Source organism: Halovulum sp. GXIMD14794, from assembly GCF_054457455.1.
This window is the reverse complement of sequence record NZ_JBTLNF010000013.1, coordinates 56,301-78,336: the sequence shown is the minus strand read 5'-3', so window position 1 is coordinate 78,336 and position 22,036 is coordinate 56,301. Positions and strand designations below refer to the sequence as shown.

Below are 22,036 nucleotides of genomic sequence, written 5' to 3'. Positions count from 1 at the left end.
GTCAGGCGGCGATCACGTCGAGGTCGAGTGCCGGGGAGAGATCGACCCCCGGCGGGCTGTACGCCTCGAGCTGCGCCAGCGTCCGGAACCGCGCGCGGCCCTCGGCAACGAGGCGCGCCACGCGGCCCATGGCGAGACCAGCCCCATGCGCCTCGACCGACTGTAGGCGCACCATCGCCTCGCCAGCCTCGAGCGCCTCGTCGAGCGTCTCGGCGCCCAGCAGCAGGTCGAGGGCCTCCACAACGCGCACGAGATGCACGTCGGTCGGGGCCTCGAGGTCCGCGTGGCGGATCGTGGAGATCAGGCCGGTGACTGCGCCGTGGGTGCGCTCGGCATCCGTCAGCCAGCCGCGGAACGCCGGGTCCCAGATATCGACGTCCGCGATCGCGCGCTCGGCCGCGACATGCACGTCGATCGCATCGAGCAGGCGCACGTAGAGCGCACAGATCGGGGTGTCGGTGGGTGAAGCGCAGAGGGCTTCAGGCGCCCGGACGGGCGTGGTAGGGCTGGCGTTAGCCATCGGCGATCTCCTAACGATCGTTGGCGGTCAGAGCGGGGGTGAGGGTTGCCGCCCTTGCCTCCGCTCGCATATTGTGGCACCAAGAAACCATGGTGTCAAATAGGAAATCTGTGCATGGCTGAGAAAATACCCCGCAAAGGCCGTCCGCGCGTCGATACGGAGCCTGTGAACCTGCGATTGCCGCGCGAGATGATCCAGGCGATCGATGCTCTGAGGCGGGCAGAGGACGACTTGCCCACACGGCCGGAAATGATCCGGCGAATGTTGGCGAGTGTGCTGGAGCAGCGCGCCGGCGGATAGCGGGGGCATGTGACCTGGACGGCGGGCCGATCGCGGAGCGGATCCGCAGGCGATCGCCTCGGAATGGGCCGTAGAATCGTCCGAGCCGTGTTAATGCGCAAGGCTCAGCTCCGGAAAGCGAGACGCCCCGCCGAAGGCGCGGGACGTGTTCGCTGAGCTTGTGGGGTGGGATGCCAGAGCGACGCGCATCCTTAGATGCTGGATCCGCATCCGATCTGCGAACAGAGTGGAACCAAGCTACTTGGGAGCGTTTCCCCGCGAACGGGCCTTCTCCTCCTGCATCGAAGCTGATCCGGACGACAGCGCGCGGAGGTAGGTCCCGAGGGTGCTCGCGGAAATCGCAACGCCGCGCTTGCCGAGAATGGCAGCGAGATCTGCCAGCGAGTAGCCATTCGCGCGTGCCGAGACCAGGTCAGAGTGCGTCAAGCGCACGACCTCCTTGGCGGTGAGGGTGAAGCTCGTCTTCCGCGGCAGCTTGGTCAAGTCGTTGCGGAGGGCGGAAAGTACGTCGGGGGTGATAGACATTGTTGGGTCCGTCCATTGGGGTTGCGGACACTTATTGTAGGCATGTGGCCGACCGTGGCTACCAGAGGGCGGGGGTTATCCACATGTTCCCGGTGTGACTGCGTAGCGCGTTCCTTTCGTTCGAATCCCATGCGCTCCGCCATCATCCCTGTTGCGAACACGGACATGCGCCCATCGAGGTGCGGAAATAGTCGTGTTTTCAAAGGGCTTTGCCTCCCCCATGCGAACCTCTGAGACTGCGCGCCAGGCCCGTTCCGGGCTCTGAACGGCGCTCCGTCTCTGTTCGGGCGAACCTCGCGGATTTCGGTTCGGTCGGCTTTTTCGTCGTCTTTCCAAAGACCTGACTTTCAACACCGCCAAAACTTCGGGCCGTGTGTCAATCACCTTCGAGGGGAACAGAGCCGCAACACGCGAGAGGCGCAGCCGCTGGGTGCGCTGGCCGAATGGCGCGTAGCGATGGCGGTGTCGTTCGGCCTGATCTCACTGATTTCTTGAGTTTTTTGGATTGCCTTCCGACCAGCCACCGTGCTTGGCTCCAGCGGTATATTTGAAGGCGTAGGTTGTCTGATGTCCGGATCGTCTCAGACCGGTTTGGCGGAAAAGTATCTTGTCGATGACCTGCCGGGCGCCGCGCTCGTCGGGGCGCGGTTGAACGGAATTCTGCAGAAGATCGAGGCAGGTGAGACGCTGACCTCCTTGGCGCAGGCGTTTCTGACCTCCGGCGGGCTCAACTCTCTTCTGGCGCTGGCGACCGGTCAGATCGATCGCCCTGCCTTCGAGGAGGCTGCGGCGCGCGAGCGATCAGCCCGTATCCAAAGCGCGAAGGACGAAGCCGACAGGGTGGCAGCCGAACAGGCCCGAAAGGCCGAGGCGATTGATGCCGCGGTCAAGGCGCGCTTCGCTGCAATGGAGAATGACCCCGTGCTGCGCCGGAAGCGCGAAGCCCGCGAGTTGCGGGATCGGTTCGGGATCGGCTTCATCGAGACCGAGCACTACCCGCGTGCAATGCGGCTGCTGAAGCAGGTGGCAAGCGGTAACCGCCTGGCGCCCGAAGATGTCGCCTGGCTGTCGACCGCGGCGGTGGATTGCTGGACCGATGCGTTGCAGCGAGCGTGGCATCGGCTGGAAGCCGAAGCGCTCACCAAGGCATGGGAAGAAAGCCGCGATCCGTGGGATGCCGTAAATGCCAGTGCGCATTGGCGGAAGGCTGATGAACCCCAGCAGGCGCTGGAGGTAACGGAGGCGGCGCTCGGCAAGGCGGGACGGAGCCCGAAACCGAGATCGGCGCTCTTGACCACGCGCGGAGGCGCGATGCGCGATGCTGGCCGCCTCACCGAAGCCAGGACACTCGGGCTGGAGGCGCACGAACTGACCCCGGCCGACTTCAGGCCGTGCACGCTGCTTGGCGCTGTCTCGATGGGGCTTGGGGATCTCGCAGCCGGTTACGAGTGGTATGCGAAAGCCGAGGCACTGGGCGCCGAGCGCCGCGCCATCGACCAGGATCTGCGGGCGCTGCTGGTCCGTTCGGAACCTGATGCGCGAGATCGTATCCGGAACTATCTGCTCGAGCAGGATCCAGGGCGTTTCGCGTGGCTGCGAAAGTGGAGCCACAAGATCGCTGCGATGCATCGGCGATAGCCTGTGTAGTCACCAGTTCATCGCTCGCCCCCCGGTCGAGCGGCGAAGGCCACTCGATCAGTCGAACACTCGACCCGGCTGTTCGTCCCACGGCAGGGACGCCACGAAGCACAGGTCATAGATGCTGATCGTCGAGGGCTCGCGGTGGACGACCAGTCGCTCGAGAACCTCGGGCGCCAGCCAAGCGAGGCGCAGGAGGCGGCTGACATAACGGTCGGAGAGGCCCACCTCGGCCGCAAGGTCGGCGAGCGTGGTGACTTCGCTGCGTTCCAGCCGTTGCCGCCAGCCCCATGCGCGGCCAATGGCGCGCAGGAGGTGCGGATCCTGCCCGCGGTTCATGGCGGCCTCGACATGCTTCGGCGGAAGGATCCGGGGGCGACCACCGCGACGGCGCAGTTCGAGCGGAATGTGGACGCGCAGGGTCTCGGGCATCAGGCGACCTCCTTCTTCGGCGGGGCCATCAGCGCGGCGATGGCGCCGAGGCCATCATGGCGCAGGTCGATGGCGAGGCCCGCCTCGCTCACCGTGATGCGCGCGACCAGCAGCTGGACGATGCGCGCCTGCTCGGCCGGGATGAGCGCCTTCCACAGGTCGTCGAACTGCGCCAGCGCGGCGACGACGGTGGTCTCATCGAGATCGGGGCGGTCCTTCCGCACCGCCCGCGCCGTGCGCGCGGCCACCTCCGGCGTGCGCAGCATCCGGCGGATTTCGCCGATGACGGCCTCCTCGACCATCGCGCCCCGAAGGCGCTGCGGCCCGCGCAGTTCGGCCGCGGGGCGTTTCCGGATCACGTCCATCGAGGTGTAGTAGCAGTAGCGCTTGCCCTTCCGCTTGGTGTGGTGGGCCGTCATGGCGGCACCGGTCTCGGTGAAAATCAGCCCGCGCAGGAGCGCCGGTTGCGCCGTGCGTGCCACCGCCGCCCGGGCGACGCGGTTGTTGGCGATGACCTCGTGGACCTCGTCCCACAGCTTCTGGTCGATGATCGCCTTGTGCTCGCCCGGGTATTCCTCGCCCTTGTGGACCGCGAGGCCGCGATAGACCTTGTTGTGCAGGAACTTCAGAAGGTAGCCACGGTCGAACACCGCGCCGCGCTTCGTGCGGATCCCGCGCGCATGTAGCTCCTTCAGCACCTGCGCCGTGGAACTCGAGCGAGAATAGAGGCGGAAGATCGTGCGGACCTGCTCGGCCTCGGCTGGCTCGATCACCAGCTTGCGGTCCTTCACCACGTATCCGAGCGGAACCGAACCGCCCATCCACATGCCCTTCTTCTTCGAGGCGGCGACCTTGTCGCGGATCCGCTCGCCGATGACCTCGCGCTCGAACTGGGCGAAGCTGAGCAGGATGTTCAGGGTCAGTCTGCCCATGGACGTGGTGGTGTTGAAGGACTGCGTAACCGACACGAAGGTCACGCCGTGGCGGTCGAAGATCTCGACGAGCTTCGAGAAATCCATCAGGGCGCGGCTGAGGCGGTCAATCTTGTAGACCACGACCACGTCGATCAGCCCGTCCTCGACATCGGCGATCAGCTGCCTGAGCGCCGGGCGGTCCAGCGTGCCGCCCGAGAAGCCGCCGTCATCATAGCGCTCGCGCAGGCACGCCCAGCCTTCGGCGCGCTGACTGGCGATGTAGGCCTCGCAGGCCTCGCGCTGCGCGTCGAGGCTGTTGAACTCCATGTCGAGCCCTTCCTCGCTCGACTTGCGGGTGTAGATGGCGCAGCGCAGGCGGCGCGCCGGTTCGGTCTGGGACGTTCTGGTCATCGGGCGCCTCCAGTCTGATCGAGCCCGAAGAACCGCCAGCCGTTCCAGTGCGCCCCGGTGATCGCGCGGACGGCGGCCGAGAGTGACTTGAAGCGCCGCCCCTGCCATTCGAAGCCGTCCGCCAGAACGGTGACCATGTGTTCTTCGCCGCCCCATTCGCGGACCAGCTTCGTGCCGGGCGCCGGTTTGCGCGGGTCCGCCACCAAGCCGCCGAGCTTGCCGCTCATGACCTCGTCGGCCAGCGCGTCGAGCGCCCGGCGCGTCTCCCGGCGCAGCCCACCATGGGCCAGTTCCTGGATGCGGTAGCCGAGCCGGAGCTCGAGGTTGCCGCGGCTGGCGTTCGGCGCGCACTCCCCGAAGATGGCCTGCCACTTCTCCTGCAACTCGGGCACCGTCATCGCCTTCAACGCCAATTCGGCCAGGACGTCGATCCCCGCCGCCTGAAGCGCGGGCGAGGCCTTCGCGCCTGATTCCCTTGTGTTTTTCCTCATGCGTCATCTCCAACTCGGTTGCGAACCTGTCTCCGACGACGGCGTCTCAGGGCGAGAATGTCCAGCGAACTGTCTCCGTCGATCGGAGAATTCCCGTTCACTTTCGGTGGGTTGGTGCGCGAGATGGTGGAGTAGCCCCCTGAAAGTGGTCCACCAACTGGGATAGATTTGTCCCGCACTTGGAGGATCAGCGATGTCTGTAAAACGAGAGAAGCCCGAAGATATTGTATCGAAGCTTCGGCAAGTTGAAGTTCTGCAGGGACAAGGTGCGACTATCGCCGAGGCTGTGCGCCAGATCGGCGTGACGCAGCAGACATTTTATCGATGGCGCAAGCTCTATGGCGGGATGCAGCGATCCCAGCTCGCCCGGCTGAAAGATCTGGAGAAGGAGAACCAGCGGCTGCGGCGGGCGGTGTCGGACCTGACACTGGACAAGCTCATTCTGACCGAGGCGGCAAAGGGAAACTTCTGAGCCCTTCACGTCGCCGCAAATGCGTCGAGCATGTGCGGCAGGAGCTTGGCGTATCCGAGCGCCGCGCCTGCCGCACACTTGGTCAGCACCGGTCCACGCAGCGCAAGGCTCCACAGGGTCGGGCCGATGAAGAACGGCTGACCGACGACATCATCGAGCTGGCCGATCAATACGGACGCTACGGGTATCGGATGGTCACTGGTCTGCTGATTAACGCAGGCTGGTGCGTGAACCACAAGCGGGTGGAACGCATCTGGCGACGTGAAGGGCTGAAGGTCCCACAAAAGCAGAAGAAAAAGGGGCGGCTCTGGCTGAACGACGGGTCCTGCGTGCGCCTGCGGCCTCAACGCCCCAAGCATGTCTGGTCTTACGACTTCGCCCAGGATCGGACCGCTGACGGGCGGGTCTATCGAACACTGAACATCATCGACGAGTACACCAGGGAGGCGCTCATGATCCGCGTCGATCGAAAGCTCAATTCCACGGACGTGCTGGACGCACTGACCGACCTGTTCATCCTGCGCGGCCCGCCGGAATACATAAGATCCGACAATGGCCCGGAATTTATCGCCCAGAAAGTACGAGACTGGATCGCCGCCGTCGGAGCAAACACGGCCTACATCGAACCAGGATCGCCTTGGGAGAACGGTTATTGCGAAAGCTTCAATGCCCGGTTCCGCGATGAACTGTTGAACGGCGAAATCTTCTACAGCCTAAGGGAGGCGCAAATCCTGATCGAGCAATGGCGTATCCACTACAACACCGTCAGGCCGCACAGCGCATTGGGATATCGACCGCCAGCGCCGGAAAGCATCGTTCCGATGGACCAGAGACCAACGATGCACTAACAATTACAACGGACCACCCGATGGGGGCACGCCACCGATTTCGATCTGGACTTCCTCTGATCGTAGCCATTCTGATAGGCTTTCTACAGACGCGACTACCTGATCCGGTTTCCGAAGCGCGCACTCCCACACCGTTGCAACGCGCCAGCCCTCTTCCAGAAGCCTCCCTCGAACTGCTGTGTCCCGAGCTACATTTGCGGCGAACTTGGCCTGCCAGAACTCTTGGCGGGTCAAAGGTATGGTGGCGTAGCGGCACCCCTCGTGACGATGCCAGAAACAGCCATGCATGAAGACGACGGCGCGGTACTTCGGCAGAACGAGGTCCGGTCGACCGTGGACAACCTTTGAATGAAGCCGGAAGCGGAAACCGCGCGCGTGCAACGCCCGCCTTAGCGCAAGCTCGGGCTTCGTGTCCTTCGCCCTAATCCCTGCCATCATGCGGGACCGGGTTCGCTGATCGACGATATCTGTCACATGCGTCCTGGTTTTCGTCTCTGAACCTAGTATACACCGGCTGAATGAAGTTCGTCAGGAGCCTGATTTGCCTTCGACTTTCGGCATCGTCGATCTGTTCGCCGGCCCCGGCGGCCTTGGCGAGGGGTTTGCATCCCTTGTCGAGGATGGCCATGCGCCGTTCCGGATAGGCATCTCTGTCGAGAAGGAGGCATCGGCGCATCGGACCCTCACCTTGCGCGCGTTTCTGCGCGAGTACCGGTCGCGTCATGGCAGCTTGCCGAAACGGTTCATCGATTTTCATGCGGGGGAAACTGCCGAACCGGACTGGTCGGAAGTCGACGCGTCTGCTTGGCGCTTGGCCGTCGAGGAGGCCTGCGCTCTTGAGCTCGGCACCGAGGCCGCAGCAACAGCGATCGACGCTGCCATCAAGAACCTGAAAGTCAAATATGACGACACGATCCTGATCGGCGGGCCGCCGTGTCAGGCCTATTCCCTGGTTGGGCGGGCCCGGTCGCGGGGCAAGGTCGGCTATGTGCCGGAGGAGGATGAACGGCATTACCTGTTCCGCGAGTACATCCGGGTGCTCGACAGACTCCGGCCGGCAGCCTTCGTTATGGAGAACGTCAAGGGCATGTTGTCCTCGACGGTCGAGAGCCGGCTCGTGTTCGAGATGTTGATGGAGGACCTTACCTCCCTCGGCAGAGGCCATGGCCATCAATATGAACTCCGTGCCATTCGGGTCGAAGCCGGGAAGGTCCGCCTGCTGGAGGCGATCCGACCTTCGGATTTCGTCGTCCGCGCTGAGGAGTTCGGGGTTCCGCAGCGACGTCACCGGGTAATCATCGTCGGGATCAGATCGGATCTGGCCGGAAAGGCGGCGGGCGCCAGCATGGCCCTCTCGGAGCGGAAGCGAACGGTTAGTGACGCGATCGGCACGATGCCGCGGTTGCGTAGTGGCATCAGTCGAGGAGCGGACAGCGCGGCTGGTTGGCGGCAGGAGGTTGTCGAAGTTGCGAGAATGCTGGCGCGCATTTTCCCAGGGAAGAACAACAAACTGCTCCGAGAAGCATTCTCTTCCATTGCCCAGTGCGCGAAGGAGGAAGCCCTGACCAGTCGGAAAGATACACGACTTTCCGGCGGCTACGGCGGTTCGAACGATGAACTGCTGCGCTGGCTAGAGCGTCCGGACCTTCGCGCGATCGCCCAGCACGAGACGCGGGGACACATGGCGTCTGATCTTGGCCGCTACCTATTCGCCTCCGTGTTCGGGGCTGTCCGCGGCTATAGCCCAAAGGCCGCCGATTTTCCTCTCGTGTTGAGCCCGGATCATCGCAACTGGCACAGTGGCGCATTCAATGACCGGTTCCGGGTCCAGCTGGCCGATGAGCCTTCAACTACTGTCACGAGCCACATCTCGAAGGATGGTCATTACTTCATCCATCCCGATCCTCTGCAGTGCCGCAGCCTGACGGTGCGTGAAGCTGCAAGGCTGCAGACATTCCCCGACGACTACCTGTTCATGGGCAACCGAACCCAGCAATATGTCCAGGTCGGGAACGCCGTGCCGCCATTCTTGGCGCGCCAGATCGCGAGGCTTCTGCTTGACACTCTTGAATAGCTCCGGATTTTCAACAGCAAGATCAGATCAACTATTGATTGCTGGTTCTTTCCCCTCTGCTCGCTGAGCCTTCCTTCGCGGAAATGGTTAAAACGTCTTCAGCGCCCGCTATTTCTATTATAGTTGGTGAATGCGTCGCGATAAAAACTTGACCAAACTTGCGTGCAGCCAACTCGACCATGCGTATCTGAAGCTCAGGGTGCAGATATATATCGGGCTCATCCAAGACCAAGACACAGTTGTCTGAACCCCGCATGAACTGTAGAACCATTTGCATCCATACTTGAAGCCCGAAACCTGACCAGAAGATCTCTCTCGGAATTCGATCTTCGAAAAACATCATCTCCATTGGTTCGCCATGACCTACGACTCGTGGGCGCTCCAAAGTAATCTCTGGCCATGCCGAAGAAACCTCCTCAGAAAACTCGTGGAATTCATCGTCAGGTTTTCGGATCAAAATGTTACGTAGGTGCCTATGAGCAGTTCGCGTATTCTCACTGCCGGAGATCGTTTTGTCTGTTAGGTATTGCTCGTTCTCCTCAACCGGACCCAAAGTTGGGACGACCACTAGAGTCAAAGGAAAAAGACGACGAAAAGCTGAAATCGTCCTCGGTAATGGCCCATCAGAAATGAGAAATGCTCTAATCGGCCGATCTGGATGGAGGAGGATAACAAATTGTGCTCCGTTTCTCAATGATATCCGAACCGAAGCCGGTTCATTCGAATAATTCCATGTGATGTTGTCGATGGGAATCTTCAGCGCACTTGTTGCCAACGTGAAGCTGGCGCAGTTTCTTCCCTCAAACTCTGATATTTCAGGCTTTCTGCGAAAAGCAAATTTAAGTACATCATGTGCAACTCTTAGCGCATCAAGAATGCTCGACTTCCCTGCATTGTTTCTACCTGTCAGGATGTTCGTGACCCCGCAGTCAACCCGAAAGCTTCTAAACTTCTTAAAGTTCTTTAGTTGTATCGAGGCAATGTGCTCGTCTATTGTCGCGCTATCTTTTCGCGTTTTCCTGATTTTCTTTGGACGTGATGAGACAGTCTCCTGGTGCGCTGTTAGGATATCCTGATCCGGTTCTGCGGTTTGGTCGTCGAAATCTGCCACAACGAATTCTGCGCCAGCGTCCAAATCACCAATTGACCAATCAACCTCCTCATGGGCCCAATTTGTGGCTCGCACTTCTATAAATTTTCCTTGCGCGGCATCTTTCTGCCTACTTTTGTGGTAGTCCTCTGGAGGAACTTCGGACTCGAACTCTGACGGCAAAACTTCCACAAGGCCTTCAAAAGGCGGCTCGCTCTTTTCTGTAGACCCCTCATGATCTGAGTTTGATTTGCCGTCTTCCTGCATGGCCTTCCTTATCGATTTCTGAGGAGAAGTCTGCCTGTGGTGTCGTTCATCTAGCCTTTAATCTGCGAAGGGCCCGCCTTAGCTTCATGAGATTTGATGCCAAGGGTGATATGGTCTTGTTGGTCGATCCGTCGGATGCGAGTTCGCGACAACTTCAGAGGTACTTGTTTCGCGCCAAGTATAGAGCATCTGGTCGGACCCAATCCCTTGCCCGTACTAACAAGCTTTTATTTCGCTTATATCCTTAGATGGTGAGGGGAAGTCGGCCGATCGCACCTTAACCCACGTATCCGCGCGTTTCGCCACCTCTGAAATCTGCTGGCCTGGCGCGATCCTGTTGAACTCGGCGTTTACGACGATCGCCCAATCCCAAAGCAAATCCCGCAGACCACCGGAGATCCCTTGCCGCATCCAAATCTGCTCGAGATCGAGCCGGTCACCAAGTCGATCCGCGACTATCGATACGACATACGTCGCAATATTAATCCACCCTTGGCGGAATGTCTCCTTGGCTTCCTTGGTTTTGATCATGCTTTCGACCGCCTTGAAGAGAATGACCTTTGCGATCATCGCTCGATACCAGCGGACATTGAGGGGGCTGGGTACGATAGTCGGATCGTCATCGAGAGCAGCCATGAATGCCGCGAAGTTCTTTTCTCCTGCCATGGCCACTTGGTTCGGCTTGCAGCGCCACGCTTCGTGATACTTGGCGATGTCGTTCTTCGTCAGCTTACGTTTCGGCGGAATCATCTCCTTCAGCTTTCGCCTCTTTGCCGGCGTGGTGCCTTCTCTCAGCAGCATGACGTTGTAGGCGCCAGCTGCCCGCTCGTAGAACCATCGCGTTGCACCGTCCGGGCACCACGTGTCGTTCGCGAGTTTCTCAAGCTCGCGATGGAACGGACGGTTCGCCGAGAGGTCGGACATTTTCACCGCATTCTGACTGTTCGCATAGCGGGATACGCTGCTGATCAATTTCTCCCGCGCTTCGTCCTGCGATCCCTTGAGGATGATGATCTTTGCCGGAACCATGACATGGCTCAGGTCAATGGTGCGGTCGTCGCGGGATGAGAAGTAGATGGTCGAGGTGGTCTGGCCGCCATTTACGATCTGCAGGCCTTTCAGGAATGACAGGCCTAGATTTCCGTCCTCAGTCCGTTCGAAGGCCGCTTCGTCGCAGACAAGCACCAGGCCATTGTTGAAGGCGAGGAAGTGCTCCGGTTCCTTTCGCAGCGTTTCGACGATGCCCTTGTTCACAGCGCGCTTGTTCCCCAGAAATGTACGAATATTGGCTTCGAGCAGCGTCGTCCCGTAGCGCAGATAGAGATCCCGGATGAGCTGCCCGGGAATGGCAGTAAGGGCATACTCATAGTCAGCATCGGGGTCTGGGACGTGTACGCAGGGAAGTGCCCGACCGATCGACTGGACGAAACTCACGGCCAGTTCGTCTCGCGGCTTGCCCTCGGTGTGTCGGAAGAGCCTCTCCATATCCATGGCCTCGACGGCCACCATTTTCTGGTGAACCTCCTTGTTCGAGAACCGCTTTGTCTTGGTCTTGCCATCGGTGATCACGAACACACGGAGCCGGTCGATCTCGCCCCAGCGGGAACGAATGGTGGCGACCAGATCCCTGACCGGATGCGTCGGGTCGATCCTTGCATCGAGGTTGCCGCTTGCCGCTCGAAAGAGAAAGCGAACGCCTTCGCTTGCAGTTGCGGTGGCATCCGAGTCCCTTAGATCGTTCAGCTCATCGGCCCCGAAATAATGCGTCACGAAGAGGTCAAGAGCAGTTTCATCAGAACTGAGTGAATAGCCCGAAATCCGGAGTTTCGCGTTGCCGACCTTGCCGCTCCAGTGGCAAACGGTTGGCGCCTCGCAGATCCCGGTTTCTGCGACATGCTCCATGACCATTTCCGCAAAAACGAGCTCATCCGAAGGAAAGGGGCCTTCGCCAGCCTCCACGCGCTCGGCGATGATGGTCTGCAGGTCTGAACGAAAGTTGCGGTGAAATTCTTCGAGGCTCATATCAATCTAGTCCAAATTCGTTGATCAACTCCGGAAGTCCGATCGACGGAACTTCGAGCGCGTCAAGGTCGAGCACATAGGCAGCTGAACGGATGGCAGCTGGAAGCGCGGTGCGCCTGAGACGCGGCATGTCACCTTCCGCGCGGAACGCCTTGGCGTCCCTCAATGTCAGTGTGCGCCCGTAGAGCGCCGCGTGCTCGTCGAGGTACCCCATTACCATGAGCAGCGCTTCAAATCCGCGTTGCACTCCGGCGGCTCTGAATTTCTCTCGGAGTTCTGTCACAAGACTGACAAGGGAGATCCCATCAGTGTTTTCCTCGAAGCGGCAGGCGCACAGGAAGATGGGCGCTCGGTCACCATCCAGTTGTTCAATACTGTTGATCCGCGCGAGGAAGCTGCCCGTCCGGACCGTGCTCTTCACCTCTACAGCGCCCCCGCGAATGTGAAAGTCCTGCGCCGCCCGCAACGGTCCTTGCCAGCAGTCAAGAGCACCTGCCCCAAGGGGACTTTCCGCCAGCAATCTGAGCATCCAAAGCTCGCCGAGCAGGCCGATCTGTGCGTCGGAAGAAAGAGGGCGGTGCGTTCGAGCCATGAAAGCCTGCCACTCCCTGACCCGCTCGAGGAAGGCCTCCATGATCTCGCGGCCCCCGCTGCTGGCTGCAGTCTCCAAAGATCTCAAGACATCCACGACCATGATAGCGAAGATGTCGGGTGAGCCCTCTGGTCGCCTGACGAGAGCAATCGCCGTCTTGCCTGCGAATTCGGTCTGACCTTCAATGCGGGAGACGTCGAAGCCCTTGCCTTCAGGAAGCCTTGCCGGATTTACCGGCCACGATCCCGGAAAGGATACGATCAGCGCCTCTCGTCCGAGTGGAAAGTGACAACCCGCCTCAATTGAAACGGCGCCCATATCTGCGAGATGTACAAATCGCCAGTCTTCCGTCGCTTCCTGTCGCGCGAGCGCTCGCCACGCACGTGCGATCCCCTCCTCAGTCCACCCACTCATTGAGCCCTCCCCAAAGTACGCTGTTGGCGATGTATCTCGAGTTGGAGACCCTTCTTTCGGAGTAACTTGACGGAAAACTTGTTGCCCAGGCGACGACCGGATCGGCATCCTTCAGCTCATCGACACCCGCACCGTCGGGATCGAGCAGATAGAGCATCAGCAGGCCGCGTTCCCGTCGAGCTGGAATGCCTGCTTCGGCGACGCCTTCTCCGAGTACGTGTCGGATTTGCGGGCCTCTCGGTTCGGAGGGAGGCTCCTTGCCTTCGTTTCGATCCGTGTCGTTGCGCCAAGTCTTCTGGCTGAGATCGAGCGCTGCCTTCCACTCCGCCTCGGTCAGATCGATAGCCTGATCGCGAGGCGAGATCAGGGTCTTGATCGAGTACCGATCCGCATGTTCGGTCGTGCGCTTGCGCTGTAGCATGTTGACCGAACAACCGCCTACCGTGCGGTGCCTATCATCTGGGCCGCTGTCCTTGCCGATCAGTGCGACCGTCCAAGTCGTGAGCTCACGATCCTTGTTCATCTCCTCGATGAAGTCCGCAATCAGCGGGCTCATGATCCGGAAGCTGGCAGGGTGGGTTCTATACTCCCTGAAAAACGAGATGACGCTTATGGCTGGAACATCCCGCCACAGGTGACCGTTCCATTTTTGACCTTCCGGAACGAAATGCTGATCGTTCAGATTCATCGATTTGCCAAGTGCGCCTACGAAACGATCCGTAGCTCTGAAATTTTCTGTGATGTCGTCCTTGCGGTTAGGAAACACGATGGTCTGTAGAAGATCACCAGAATAAGTAAGTTGCATCGCGCGAGCGTTTCTCATCTTTGCGCGCGAGGTTACGGTCAACACGGAATGCGATTTCACTCGCAGACCGAATTGCTTTGGCGTGGCGCCGGCCGCGACCATGTTGTCAAATTCCTGCCGGAGTTCTTCCGCGGCATCGGCGATGTGTCCGAACCATTCCACCATTTCCTGCGATGTGTAGAGGCGGCAGACATCTAGGTAGCCATCGCGGTACCCGAACCATCGCCCCATCTGCATTAGCGTGTCGTACATGCGTGCAGTTCGAAGGAAGTAGCTCGTGCAGAGACCCTCGAGCGTTAGACCACGCGCCAGCTTGTCGCCGCCGATGGCAATCACCTTGAGGCCTGTGCCATCATTTTCGGCGTAGTCGAGTGCATCCTTGGCCGTACCGTTGATCTCGCGGACGCGAATGTCGGACAGGACGTCAGGGAGTACGGCACGAATTTCCATCCACGAGAAGTCCTCGAGGGTTTCGCCCTCGACGAGGGAGGTACGGATACCCTGCATCCCTGGCAGAAAGGTCTCTTGATACTCCCTGCGCATGGACGCCTCGAGGCGTGCAAGCTCGATGCCGCGGGTGTAGCGGCCCTTGAGGTCTCGCACGTACTCTGCGACCTGGTTGACGACGGCGTTCTGTACCGAGGTGAAGCGGGTCACGTGGATTAGCATCGAGGAGTGTTTGCTGCCTTGTCCACGCAGCTTCCGTACTGCACAGGCATAGATGAATGATCGAATTGCTTCGGCCAGCGAATCCGGTACACGATCCTCGCCTTTCCAACGGGGCTGGTGTCCGTTTCTGTGTGGTCTGATCTCTGGCGATGTCGTCGTCTTGCTCGGCATCCACGGCTGGAACTCATCCTCCATCAATGGGCGCACGAGTGGTAGCTCGTCAGGCGTGCTGGAAGCTGATCCGAAGACGCGACCAGGACCGACATAATTCGATGGCGCGGCGAGGTTGGTGATGAAGGCTGCCGGGAACAGGTCCGGTCCGTGCTCTTGGGTCTCCCCGCGGTCATGAATGAAAATATTTGCGAAAGGTGTAGCCGTATAGCCTACATAGGCTTTCCGCGAGAAGTGGTGGAGGATCGACCGGATCAGTCTATTGATCGTCTTCGGCTGATGCTCGAGATCCGGCGTGCCGAACTCGTCCACGACATCTTCTCCAGTATCGACCGATCCGTGATCCGACTCGTCGTCGATAACGAGCAGCGGTAGATTGGTAACTATTTTGCGTCCGGTTTCGGGGTCGACATGATTGGCGACGCGGTTGCGTATCCAGTGCAGCAGGCGCTCGAGGACGGTTTTGTTCTTTTTGACCACGAACAACCAAGGACGCTGTTCCGGACTGATGTTCATCTTGGCCGCAACCGCAGTGTTGAAGTCGCCCTTGTCGCTTCGATTTGTTGCAGCGTTGGGGCGTACCGACACATCCTTGTCGATCAGCCCCACCCCTACAGCAGGAAGCTCGTCGGCATCAGCGATGGTGGCAAATCCGAGGAATCCCTCGTCGAGACGGATTTGGGTCTGGGCTCTCAAGTTGTTGTGCAGGCCGGCCAGCACGATGATGATCTTGTAACCGGCGTCGGCTGCCTTACAGATCAGTCCGGTATAGTTGCCCGTCTTGCCTGATTGAACGTGGCCAACGACCAGTCCGCGACGATCCCATGCGCCTTCCCGGGTCGGGTCTTCGAGCTGAGAAAGGACTTCGTCAGTGGCGACATCGAGGGCATCGAGGGCCGTCCACGGGATACGCGATTCCATGTATTCCGAATAGCGCTGCCAATAGGTCCAGCCCTTCTTCCTTTCTGCATCAAGCCAGGCGACATGGTCCTCACCGCTCGACAGGGTGGCGTTCTTGCCCACTGTACGGCTTGAACGACGGATCAGTTCATCGACGAGCGAGTCCCGATCAACAAGAGCGAAATCGTCCTCCATCATGATCGAGAGCTTGGTCAGCTCCTTCTCGATCATTTCCGGCGTGACAGGACTCTGAGCGCGTTCCACGGCGAGGCGGAGCATGTTCTGAGCCATTGAAAGGATTGAATCGAAGGCCTTCTGGTTTGAAATCGTCATTGGGTGTCTTTCACTTCGAGGGCTGCAACCAGATCGAGGTGCCGGTCGAATGGGGGCGTGCGACCGAGCCGCTCACGCGCCTCGGTCGGGCTGAGGCCGCGGAACTTCACCAGTGCTTCAAACATCGAAGACAGTGTCTCCATCACTTCATTGGCGGCCGCGCCGGCGAAACCAGTTCTCGGCGTCTCCTTGTCTTCTGCCGTGTCCAGCCAGATGCGCTGCACGGGAACTGTCTCCTCGATCAGTCTCAGAAGAGCGAGGATGTCGGGTTTGAGTGGACCGGCGCGGTTGAGGATCGAGGCGACAAGATCATGGTCACGAGCGATCCGGTAAGACGTCCCTTGTGCCGACCGCCGCACCTGCCAGGCTTCGGCGACCGCGTTCGAGCGCGTGCCTGAGACCGGGGTGACGTGCCCCCGGTGTGCAAAGACCCGCCGCGCAGTGTCGCGTGTTTCTGTTGCGAGACGATGGAGCTGGGATCGCAGGCGCACCGGGGGGCTGGCCGTCGACTTCAGGACATTGATCTTCCAATCGGCATCCGCGCTGTTTGGAATATCGAGCCGGATACGGGCGAGCCTGTGGGCTTCATCACGCGGCCATGGCTTGCCGCCATCGCCGAGGCCAAGCCACCCCCCAGCGAGAAGTAGGCGCTTGTTGCGGTAGACATAGAAGCCCTCCTGCTGCGTCCATCCTCCGGGCCCCGCAGCGGCTTCCTGTTCGGCAGGCTTGAGCATGTCGCGATGTGGAAGGACGTGGCATTGCACATTCACTCCGGTGGTGTGGAGGATCCGATACTCGGGGCTTTCGAGCGCCTTGCCGGGATGACCGACGAGATACGGGTCCCATGGCTTCAATCCTCTGCCATTGAGCGCCAAGCGCAGCATGGGCGTTTGGCCATCAAGGAGCCGATGAAAGGTCATCGCAAGATGCGCCTCCACGCGATCCGCGAGCTCGATCATGTCGGTGGCCGCGAAGCCATCGGTCACGATACGGTCCAGTTTCTCCCAGAGAACGACGGTACCGTGGGCGATCTGGTCGAGCGGCTCAAGCAGATGCTCTGATCCCGGAGCCGGTCCCTCAAACAGCGGCCACTCGGCACCTGGTTCCTGACCGATGAGATCGAGGTCCCAGCGCAAGCAGACGACCGGTCCACCTTCCTTCCGACTGGCGACGGTCAGGCGACGAGCTTGAGAGAAGCTGGCCGTCTTCAGGCCTAGCCCGAAGCGCCCGAGGTCAGTGGCGGCGCGTTCAGCCCTCGGATCGCGAGCACCAAGACGCATGCCGGCCTCGAGAGCCGCGTCGTCCATGCCGTCGCCATCATCGACGATTCTCACCCAGCTCTCCGGACCGGCCCACTCAAGATGAACTGCAACGTCGCGAGCATTTGCGGCGATGGAATTGTCGACCAGATCGGCAAGTGCGGTGGGAGGCGCGTAGCCGAGCCCGCGCAAAGATTCGAGCATCGAACCGGCATGCGGCGGAGCATTTCGCACAGTCATTGACATTGCTCCCTGTCGGAGTCTGCTAGACCGAGGCGGCTCAGCTTTCCAATCACCGCATTTCGGCTGGTTCCCCCCATTTCCTGCGCAATCTCACTTGCGCTCATACCGGCTGCCCAGAGTTCTCTGAGGCGATCTACCCGACTTTCGGACCAGGACGTCGGCGATTGCCTCTTTTCCTTAGGTTCCGCTGGGCTGTGCTGCTCGTGCGCGGTCGAGGAGGAAGACTTTGACCCGCGGCTGCTCTCGTAGCCCAGCAACTCCTGAAGCCGACGCTTGCGGCCCGGGTGGGACAGTCGATCGAGGCCCTTCGCTTCGATCTGACGAATGCGCTCGCGCGTTACGCCGTAGATCTGACCGATTTCCTCGAGTGTCATGTCGGTCTCGCGCCCTATCCCGAAGCGCATCCGGATCACATCAGCCTGACGTTCCGGCAAATCAGCCAGTGCTTCTGTCACGATCCTTTCGGTTTCCGCTTGGTCGAAGACATCCACTTCTGAAGGCTCGGGCAGCAGGTTGTCCCAGTCGTCAAGGCTTGCGGGATACTCGGCTTCACGCGGGATGCCGCGGAACTGTCTGACCTCGTCGATTGTCCATTCGAGCTCTTCGGCGAGTTCGAGGTCGGAGACGGCGCCGCCGACCCGAACGTCCAGCCTCTCCAGTGCGCGATCGAGTTTGGTGATCTTCTCGTTACGATGCACGGGGATGCGGATCGCCGTGCCTTCATCAGCGCGCCATCGCGTGATGGCCTGTCGCATCCAGTAAGTGGCGTAGATGAGGAAGCGATAACCACGTTCGGGATCAAATCGCCTGGTGGAACGCTGTAGACCCATGAAGGCGACCTGGAAGACTTCCTCTGGATCCTCGCCTTCATCTACGTTCCGCGAGGCAAAACGCCGGACGTAAGGCAGATGCTCGCGGATCAGGTTTTCGGTAGCAGATTCGGAGATCAGTATTTCGGCTTCCAGCTGACTGGCTTCGGCTTGGCACGCCGGGAACTGTTCCAGTCGGCGGACCAACTCCTTGTGGAATGCCAGAGAAAGATCCAATGCCTCGAGCGCAGCAAGTGCCTCTCTTCTTCGTTTGCCGTCCATCACCCGGCCGGCGGTGTGCCATGACCTCAGGGCTTCCACGGCGGCCATTACCTCTGAAGTCTCGGAATGGCCCGGGCGCGAGGGAATGATGGCTCTCAGGGAGACCGAGCTGGGGTCTCGGGCCCCGTCGCGGATGCTCTCCATGACGTCGAGGATCGTTTGGACGGCGGTCTCGGAGCCCAAGATACCCAGCTGGAGTTCCTGCTTGGCCCGCATCATGGGCTCAAGCAGTTGCAGCTCTTCTGATTTCTCCATGACGAATCGCTGTGTACCGGGCAGCCGCGTCCGCCGTGTAAGTGCTGCCTTGATCGCGTGAGCGAGGTCGTCGGACGAAGTGTCCGAGGCTGAGTCCCAGAGAAGCGCATCATGCCCCGGCACCTGATCGAGGTTGAAACCCGCTGCTTCCAGGTTGCGCTGGAGGTTGGTTCGCAGTTCTTCGAGATCACCATTCCCTTCGCAATTGGCGACGAGGCGGTCGATGTCGTCGAGGGAGCAGTGTCCCTTTGCCAGAATTTCTTCCGCCCAATTGAAGCAGAGGTCCGCGTCGATCGATAGCCGCGTACTGGTCTGGACTACTGCTCGTTTGACCGATTGTCGGCCGCGGTTCCGGACCTGCAGGAAGTCACTTTCTCCACCGTGATCGGTCGGTACCGCAGCGCCGGAGCCAATGCCCTCTCCGGCGATCGGTGCTGGTGAGAGATCGAGTTCCCAATCAGCGGCCTCATCATCCAAAACTGCCGGCGATGAGTTAAGCACAGCGACGAATGCCCCTGAGGCCGTCTGGTTTGCAGTCTTGTCGAAGAATTCTTCCGGTTCTTCTTCGGCTTCAAAACTCAGTAGATCCTCGAGTTCTGCATTCTGCACCGGATTGCCTGATGTCGCGCTATCTCGTGCGAGCTCGACGGGGTGCGACGACTCTGCCTTTGGCGAAGCATTCGGAAACTCATTCTTGAGGGGTTCAGCTTGTCTTCTGGAGCGGTCATGTATACCAAGCCTGTGGAGTTGAAACAGCACTGCACCGGGTGTCAGAACCCCTCCGAATGACCTTGCAATCTCGCTGGCACTTCTACCGTCCAACCACATCCGTTTTAGAACGTCGAGCCTCTCATCAGTCCAGAATGTACCGGCGTGCCATTGACTCAGCGTTTTGGTGTCAGTGTTTTGCGACAGCTGCTCGTCGGCATGAGTGAAAGGCCGGGGCTCTGCTTCGCCAAGTTTTTCCGGCGGGTTCGAAGGGTCGTCGGATTCGACGGGTATCTGATGGTCTTCTTGTGAATCCACGCCGGGACGCGGTTTGTTCAGCATTCCGAGACGAAACAGTTTGCTCAGGACGGCATTTCGACTTACGCCACCCAACTCTCGCGCGATTTGGCTGGCACTCTGGCCTTCAGCCCAGAGTGCCTTGAGACGATGGACCCGCTCGTCAGACCAAGACGAGTTCGAGCTCCCGGCCCGAGCCCTCAGAACTGCATCATCTCGCGGCGATCCGCCTGAAGTCGGATAGGTCACCCTGGAAGTGCCTTCGAGCGTAGCTGCGGTCATGCCGGCTTTCGGATTCTCTCGAACACTATCAAGCTGTTCCGGCTGTAGCGGTTCGCCAACAAGCGAGTAGAGAAGTTGCGCAGCGAGACTGTGTCCCTCCGCCAGAGCGATGTCGGCGGGTGTTTGCCGTTCATTATTCAAGGCCCGGGGATCGGAACCCGAGCGAACGAACAAATCACAAAGCACAAGATTGCCAATGCGTGCTGCGATATGGAGCGGCGTGTCCCCCTTTGCGTCCGTGGCATGGACACGAGGAGATGCAGCAAGTTGCGCTAGGCCGTCTACCGCTCCCTCCAGAATCATGCGAATTTCAGACGTTGTCAGCGTTCCTCGATCTTCACGCGCATCAATCTGAGTTTCCCGACCATTTGGCTCGAAGGGCCCTCCTTCACGGGGAGCCGTACCGTCCTGCGCTACAGTTACGATGCCTGCGGAATCCGATGACTCGACAAGTTTCTCTGACCGTCGATCCGGGATCGATGGGACTTGGGCGGACTCGGCAGCATGACGTTCTGGTTCAGGCTCCGCTTGAACGCCACGCCCCAAGAGACGGGAGATTCTATCCATGAACTTCATGGACGACCTCGCTGTTGAGAAGCACGATCTGTTGATCCTGCGGTCTTCTGGCAGACGGGTCGGTATCAAGCCCGAGCCGTCTCAGCGCGTAGTAGAGAAGCGCGCGTCGGACCTTGATCTTCGCCTTGCCGCTTCGCATGCCGTAGTCGAGCGCAATAACCTTTGCTTGCGTATCCGACAGGTCGGGGTGGGGGGCGATCTCCAGCGTGACATCGGAGTGCCAGTCGCTGTCGTCGGCGGCCGAGGCTTCGGTCTCCCGTGCACCTCGAATCTTCAGCATCCGGGACAACAAGAAGTCCTTGAAGCATTCGTCGGTCAGACAGAACGCTCGCGTGTGCCAACGGAAGCCGTCAAACGCGATGGCGTGGGGCGCGATCCACCGCCAGCGCGGCTCCGGGTTGGACAGTGACTGGTACTTCACCTCGACCGCCTCTGACCGGCGTATGGCGCCAACGATCGAGCGGAGCGTCACCGGGTTGACGCCACGTACTGGCGTCGGGGCGGACGCGTAGGACGGGAGATTGGCTATCCAGGAGTCCTCCCGGTCGAGGATCCCGTCAGAGAGCGAGCGTAGCTGCGCGAGGTAGCGGCTCGCATCGGGCTCGAGGAACTGTGCCTTGAAGTCCGAGCCGCGGACATAGGTCCGCGCGCTCTTGTCGTAGACCATGTTGTCCGGTGCGAAGCCGATGTAGCGGTTCAGGTCGGTGGACGCCTGGTTCACCGAGACCCCGAACTGGTCCATCAGATCGCTGCGGTTCACATGTCCCTCCCAGAACAGGCGGAACTCTATGAACTCAAGGCGTTGCTCGACGCCCCAGCGAAGTTCCGACCTGTCGTTTTCCATTACGCTCCCCGGCTCGGGCAGTGCGCACCCTAACTATGCGCGCCCACTTTCTGGGCTTTATTGGAGGCTAGCCGAGCCGGGGATGTGGCGCAATCGAAATGCGTCGCAAATCAGAGCTTTGGAGCGACGCCTAGGGTTGGGAGGACAGGGTCGGTGTCAGTAGGCCGGGGCGCTTTGATCGGAAGTGGCGTTCAGTACTTCGCGTTCGAAGGCCTCGATATCGGCGATGCGGTAGACGACGCGCCCACCGATCTTCATGTACACAGGTCCTTCGCCGGCCCACCGCCACCGCTCAAGGGTGCGGTGCGAAATGGTCCAGCGTTCGGCCAGCTCTTTCTGGTTCAAGCAGGTTGGTTTCATCATCGTCTCCTTCTTCGCAACTCACAGCAGTTGTAGGAGGACGAAGGCGTGAAAGAAAAAGAGAGGCAAGTCAGTGTCTTGAGGCGATCTGCGCAAAGGAGCCGCTGGCGCGCAGAACCGTCAACGCGCCCGGCGAGGATGAGAGAAAGCAATCGTATCGGACGCTATTCTCGGAGAGACGTGACAGCTGGTCGAGATTTTACCCTGCCCACTGAGCGGAGTTTTTGCGTATC

18 protein-coding genes are annotated in these 22,036 nt (G+C 60.2%); 4 read left to right on the top strand and 14 right to left on the bottom strand.

All coding sequences use genetic code 11. The features are described from left to right. Window position 1 precedes the first annotated feature (1 nt). Window positions 2-520, bottom strand: a complete 519-nt coding sequence (locus tag ACW9UR_RS24870) for a hypothetical protein (RefSeq protein ID WP_458919775.1) — start codon at window positions 518-520, stop codon at window positions 2-4. 114 nt (window positions 521-634) lie between these two features. Between ACW9UR_RS24870 and ACW9UR_RS24865 the strand changes: the two genes are divergently transcribed. Continuing rightward, the gene (locus ACW9UR_RS24865; RefSeq protein ID WP_458919774.1) at window positions 635-820 is read left to right on the top strand and encodes a ribbon-helix-helix protein, CopG family; all 186 of its coding nucleotides are present in this window, start codon (window positions 635-637) and stop codon (window positions 818-820) included. A gap of 237 nt (window positions 821-1,057) precedes the next feature. On the opposite strand, the gene ACW9UR_RS24860 is transcribed toward ACW9UR_RS24865, so the two are convergent. After that, window positions 1,058-1,345 carry a hypothetical protein gene (locus ACW9UR_RS24860; RefSeq protein WP_458919773.1) on the bottom strand — a complete coding sequence of 96 codons (288 nt, stop codon included), beginning with the start codon at window positions 1,343-1,345 and terminating at the stop codon, window positions 1,058-1,060. Window positions 1,346-1,912: 567 nt separating this feature from the next. Between ACW9UR_RS24860 and ACW9UR_RS24855 the strand changes: the two genes are divergently transcribed. Further along, entirely contained in the window at window positions 1,913-2,983 is a 1,071-nt protein-coding gene (locus ACW9UR_RS24855; RefSeq protein ID WP_458919772.1) for a tetratricopeptide repeat protein, read from the top strand. Window positions 2,984-3,040: 57 nt separating this feature from the next. Here ACW9UR_RS24855 and ACW9UR_RS24850 read toward each other — a convergent pair whose 3' ends face one another. From ACW9UR_RS24850 to ACW9UR_RS24840, 3 genes are read right to left on the bottom strand one after another with little or no spacing between them, the layout of a single operon-like run. After that, window positions 3,041-3,415 (bottom strand): hypothetical protein, encoded by a 375-nt coding sequence (locus tag ACW9UR_RS24850; RefSeq protein WP_458919771.1) that lies wholly within the window; start codon window positions 3,413-3,415, stop codon window positions 3,041-3,043. Next, window positions 3,415-4,740, bottom strand: coding sequence for a recombinase family protein (locus ACW9UR_RS24845; RefSeq protein WP_458919770.1), 1,326 nt, complete (start codon window positions 4,738-4,740; stop codon window positions 3,415-3,417). Before ACW9UR_RS24845 ends, ACW9UR_RS24850 begins: the two co-directional genes overlap by 1 nt. After that, complete coding sequence (locus ACW9UR_RS24840) at window positions 4,737-5,231, bottom strand: DUF2924 domain-containing protein (protein WP_458919769.1); 495 nt, start codon at window positions 5,229-5,231, stop codon at window positions 4,737-4,739. The genes ACW9UR_RS24845 and ACW9UR_RS24840 overlap by 4 nt, the downstream gene beginning before the upstream one ends. A 193-nt stretch (window positions 5,232-5,424) precedes the next feature. On the opposite strand from ACW9UR_RS24840, the gene ACW9UR_RS24835 reads away from it, so the two are divergent. Continuing rightward, a protein-coding gene (locus ACW9UR_RS24835) for an IS3 family transposase (RefSeq protein ID WP_458919768.1) occupies window positions 5,425-6,551 on the top strand; the annotation gives its coding sequence in 2 pieces (ribosomal slippage) (window positions 5,425-5,689 and window positions 5,689-6,551; 1,128 coding nt in all). A 3-nt stretch (window positions 6,552-6,554) separates the two neighbouring features. Here ACW9UR_RS24835 and ACW9UR_RS24830 read toward each other — a convergent pair. After that, window positions 6,555-7,025, bottom strand: coding sequence for a very short patch repair endonuclease (locus ACW9UR_RS24830; RefSeq protein WP_458919767.1), 471 nt, complete (start codon window positions 7,023-7,025; stop codon window positions 6,555-6,557). Between the two features lie 67 nt (window positions 7,026-7,092). On the opposite strand from ACW9UR_RS24830, the gene ACW9UR_RS24825 reads away from it, so the two are divergent. Then, complete coding sequence (locus ACW9UR_RS24825) at window positions 7,093-8,625, top strand: DNA cytosine methyltransferase (protein WP_458919766.1); 1,533 nt, start codon at window positions 7,093-7,095, stop codon at window positions 8,623-8,625. Between the two features lie 31 nt (window positions 8,626-8,656). Here ACW9UR_RS24825 and ACW9UR_RS24820 read toward each other — a convergent pair whose 3' ends face one another. The 8 genes from ACW9UR_RS24820 to ACW9UR_RS24785 all read right to left on the bottom strand — a co-directional run bounded on the left by ACW9UR_RS24820 (window position 8,657) and on the right by ACW9UR_RS24785 (window position 21,806). Further along, window positions 8,657-9,982 carry an ATP-dependent nuclease gene (locus ACW9UR_RS24820; RefSeq protein WP_458919765.1) on the bottom strand — a complete coding sequence of 442 codons (1,326 nt, stop codon included), beginning with the start codon at window positions 9,980-9,982 and terminating at the stop codon, window positions 8,657-8,659. Between the two features lie 216 nt (window positions 9,983-10,198). Then, window positions 10,199-12,004: an AIPR family protein gene (locus tag ACW9UR_RS24815; RefSeq protein WP_458919764.1), complete on the bottom strand. Its 1,806-nt coding sequence runs from the start codon at window positions 12,002-12,004 to the stop codon at window positions 10,199-10,201. Between the two features lies 1 nt (window position 12,005). Continuing rightward, window positions 12,006-13,010, bottom strand: coding sequence for a PD-(D/E)XK motif protein (locus tag ACW9UR_RS24810; RefSeq protein ID WP_458919763.1), 1,005 nt, complete (start codon window positions 13,008-13,010; stop codon window positions 12,006-12,008). Further along, window positions 12,994-15,888 carry a Z1 domain-containing protein gene (locus ACW9UR_RS24805; protein ID WP_458919762.1) on the bottom strand — a complete coding sequence of 965 codons (2,895 nt, stop codon included), beginning with the start codon at window positions 15,886-15,888 and terminating at the stop codon, window positions 12,994-12,996. Before ACW9UR_RS24805 ends, ACW9UR_RS24810 begins: the two co-directional genes overlap by 17 nt. After that, window positions 15,885-17,387 (bottom strand): ATP-binding protein, encoded by a 1,503-nt coding sequence (locus tag ACW9UR_RS24800; RefSeq protein ID WP_458919761.1) that lies wholly within the window; start codon window positions 17,385-17,387, stop codon window positions 15,885-15,887. The genes ACW9UR_RS24805 and ACW9UR_RS24800 overlap by 4 nt, the downstream gene beginning before the upstream one ends. Further along, the gene (locus ACW9UR_RS24795) at window positions 17,384-20,599 is read right to left on the bottom strand and encodes a sigma-70 family RNA polymerase sigma factor (protein ID WP_458919760.1); all 3,216 of its coding nucleotides are present in this window, start codon (window positions 20,597-20,599) and stop codon (window positions 17,384-17,386) included. The genes ACW9UR_RS24800 and ACW9UR_RS24795 overlap by 4 nt, the downstream gene beginning before the upstream one ends. Continuing rightward, window positions 20,583-21,443, bottom strand: coding sequence for a WYL domain-containing protein (locus ACW9UR_RS24790; RefSeq protein WP_458919759.1), 861 nt, complete (start codon window positions 21,441-21,443; stop codon window positions 20,583-20,585). The genes ACW9UR_RS24795 and ACW9UR_RS24790 overlap by 17 nt, the downstream gene beginning before the upstream one ends. Window positions 21,444-21,599: 156 nt before the next feature. Next, complete coding sequence (locus ACW9UR_RS24785; protein WP_458919758.1) at window positions 21,600-21,806, bottom strand: helix-turn-helix transcriptional regulator; 207 nt, start codon at window positions 21,804-21,806, stop codon at window positions 21,600-21,602. Window positions 21,807-22,036 lie beyond the last annotated feature (230 nt).

Excerpts from the sequence above, each read along its gene's own strand:
- ACW9UR_RS24870 (WP_458919775.1), bottom strand. The coding sequence starts at position 520 with ATGGCTAACGCCAGCCCTACCACGCCCGTCCGGGCGCCTGAAGCCCTC.
- ACW9UR_RS24865 (WP_458919774.1), top strand. The coding sequence starts at position 635 with ATGGCTGAGAAAATACCCCGCAAAGGCCGTCCGCGCGTCGATACGGAG.
- ACW9UR_RS24860 (WP_458919773.1), bottom strand. The coding sequence starts at position 1,345 with ATGTCTATCACCCCCGACGTACTTTCCGCCCTCCGCAACGACTTGACC.
- ACW9UR_RS24855 (WP_458919772.1), top strand. The coding sequence starts at position 1,913 with ATGTCCGGATCGTCTCAGACCGGTTTGGCGGAAAAGTATCTTGTCGAT.
- ACW9UR_RS24850 (WP_458919771.1), bottom strand. The coding sequence starts at position 3,415 with ATGCCCGAGACCCTGCGCGTCCACATTCCGCTCGAACTGCGCCGTCGC.
- ACW9UR_RS24845 (WP_458919770.1), bottom strand. The coding sequence starts at position 4,740 with ATGACCAGAACGTCCCAGACCGAACCGGCGCGCCGCCTGCGCTGCGCC.
- ACW9UR_RS24840 (WP_458919769.1), bottom strand. The coding sequence starts at position 5,231 with ATGAGGAAAAACACAAGGGAATCAGGCGCGAAGGCCTCGCCCGCGCTT.
- ACW9UR_RS24820 (WP_458919765.1), bottom strand. The coding sequence starts at position 9,982 with ATGCAGGAAGACGGCAAATCAAACTCAGATCATGAGGGGTCTACAGAA.
- ACW9UR_RS24815 (WP_458919764.1), bottom strand. The coding sequence starts at position 12,004 with ATGAGCCTCGAAGAATTTCACCGCAACTTTCGTTCAGACCTGCAGACC.
- ACW9UR_RS24810 (WP_458919763.1), bottom strand. The coding sequence starts at position 13,010 with ATGAGTGGGTGGACTGAGGAGGGGATCGCACGTGCGTGGCGAGCGCTC.
- ACW9UR_RS24805 (WP_458919762.1), bottom strand. The coding sequence starts at position 15,888 with ATGACGATTTCAAACCAGAAGGCCTTCGATTCAATCCTTTCAATGGCT.
- ACW9UR_RS24800 (WP_458919761.1), bottom strand. The coding sequence starts at position 17,387 with ATGACTGTGCGAAATGCTCCGCCGCATGCCGGTTCGATGCTCGAATCT.
- ACW9UR_RS24795 (WP_458919760.1), bottom strand. The coding sequence starts at position 20,599 with ATGAAGTTCATGGATAGAATCTCCCGTCTCTTGGGGCGTGGCGTTCAA.
- ACW9UR_RS24790 (WP_458919759.1), bottom strand. The coding sequence starts at position 21,443 with ATGGAAAACGACAGGTCGGAACTTCGCTGGGGCGTCGAGCAACGCCTT.
- ACW9UR_RS24785 (WP_458919758.1), bottom strand. The coding sequence starts at position 21,806 with ATGATGAAACCAACCTGCTTGAACCAGAAAGAGCTGGCCGAACGCTGG.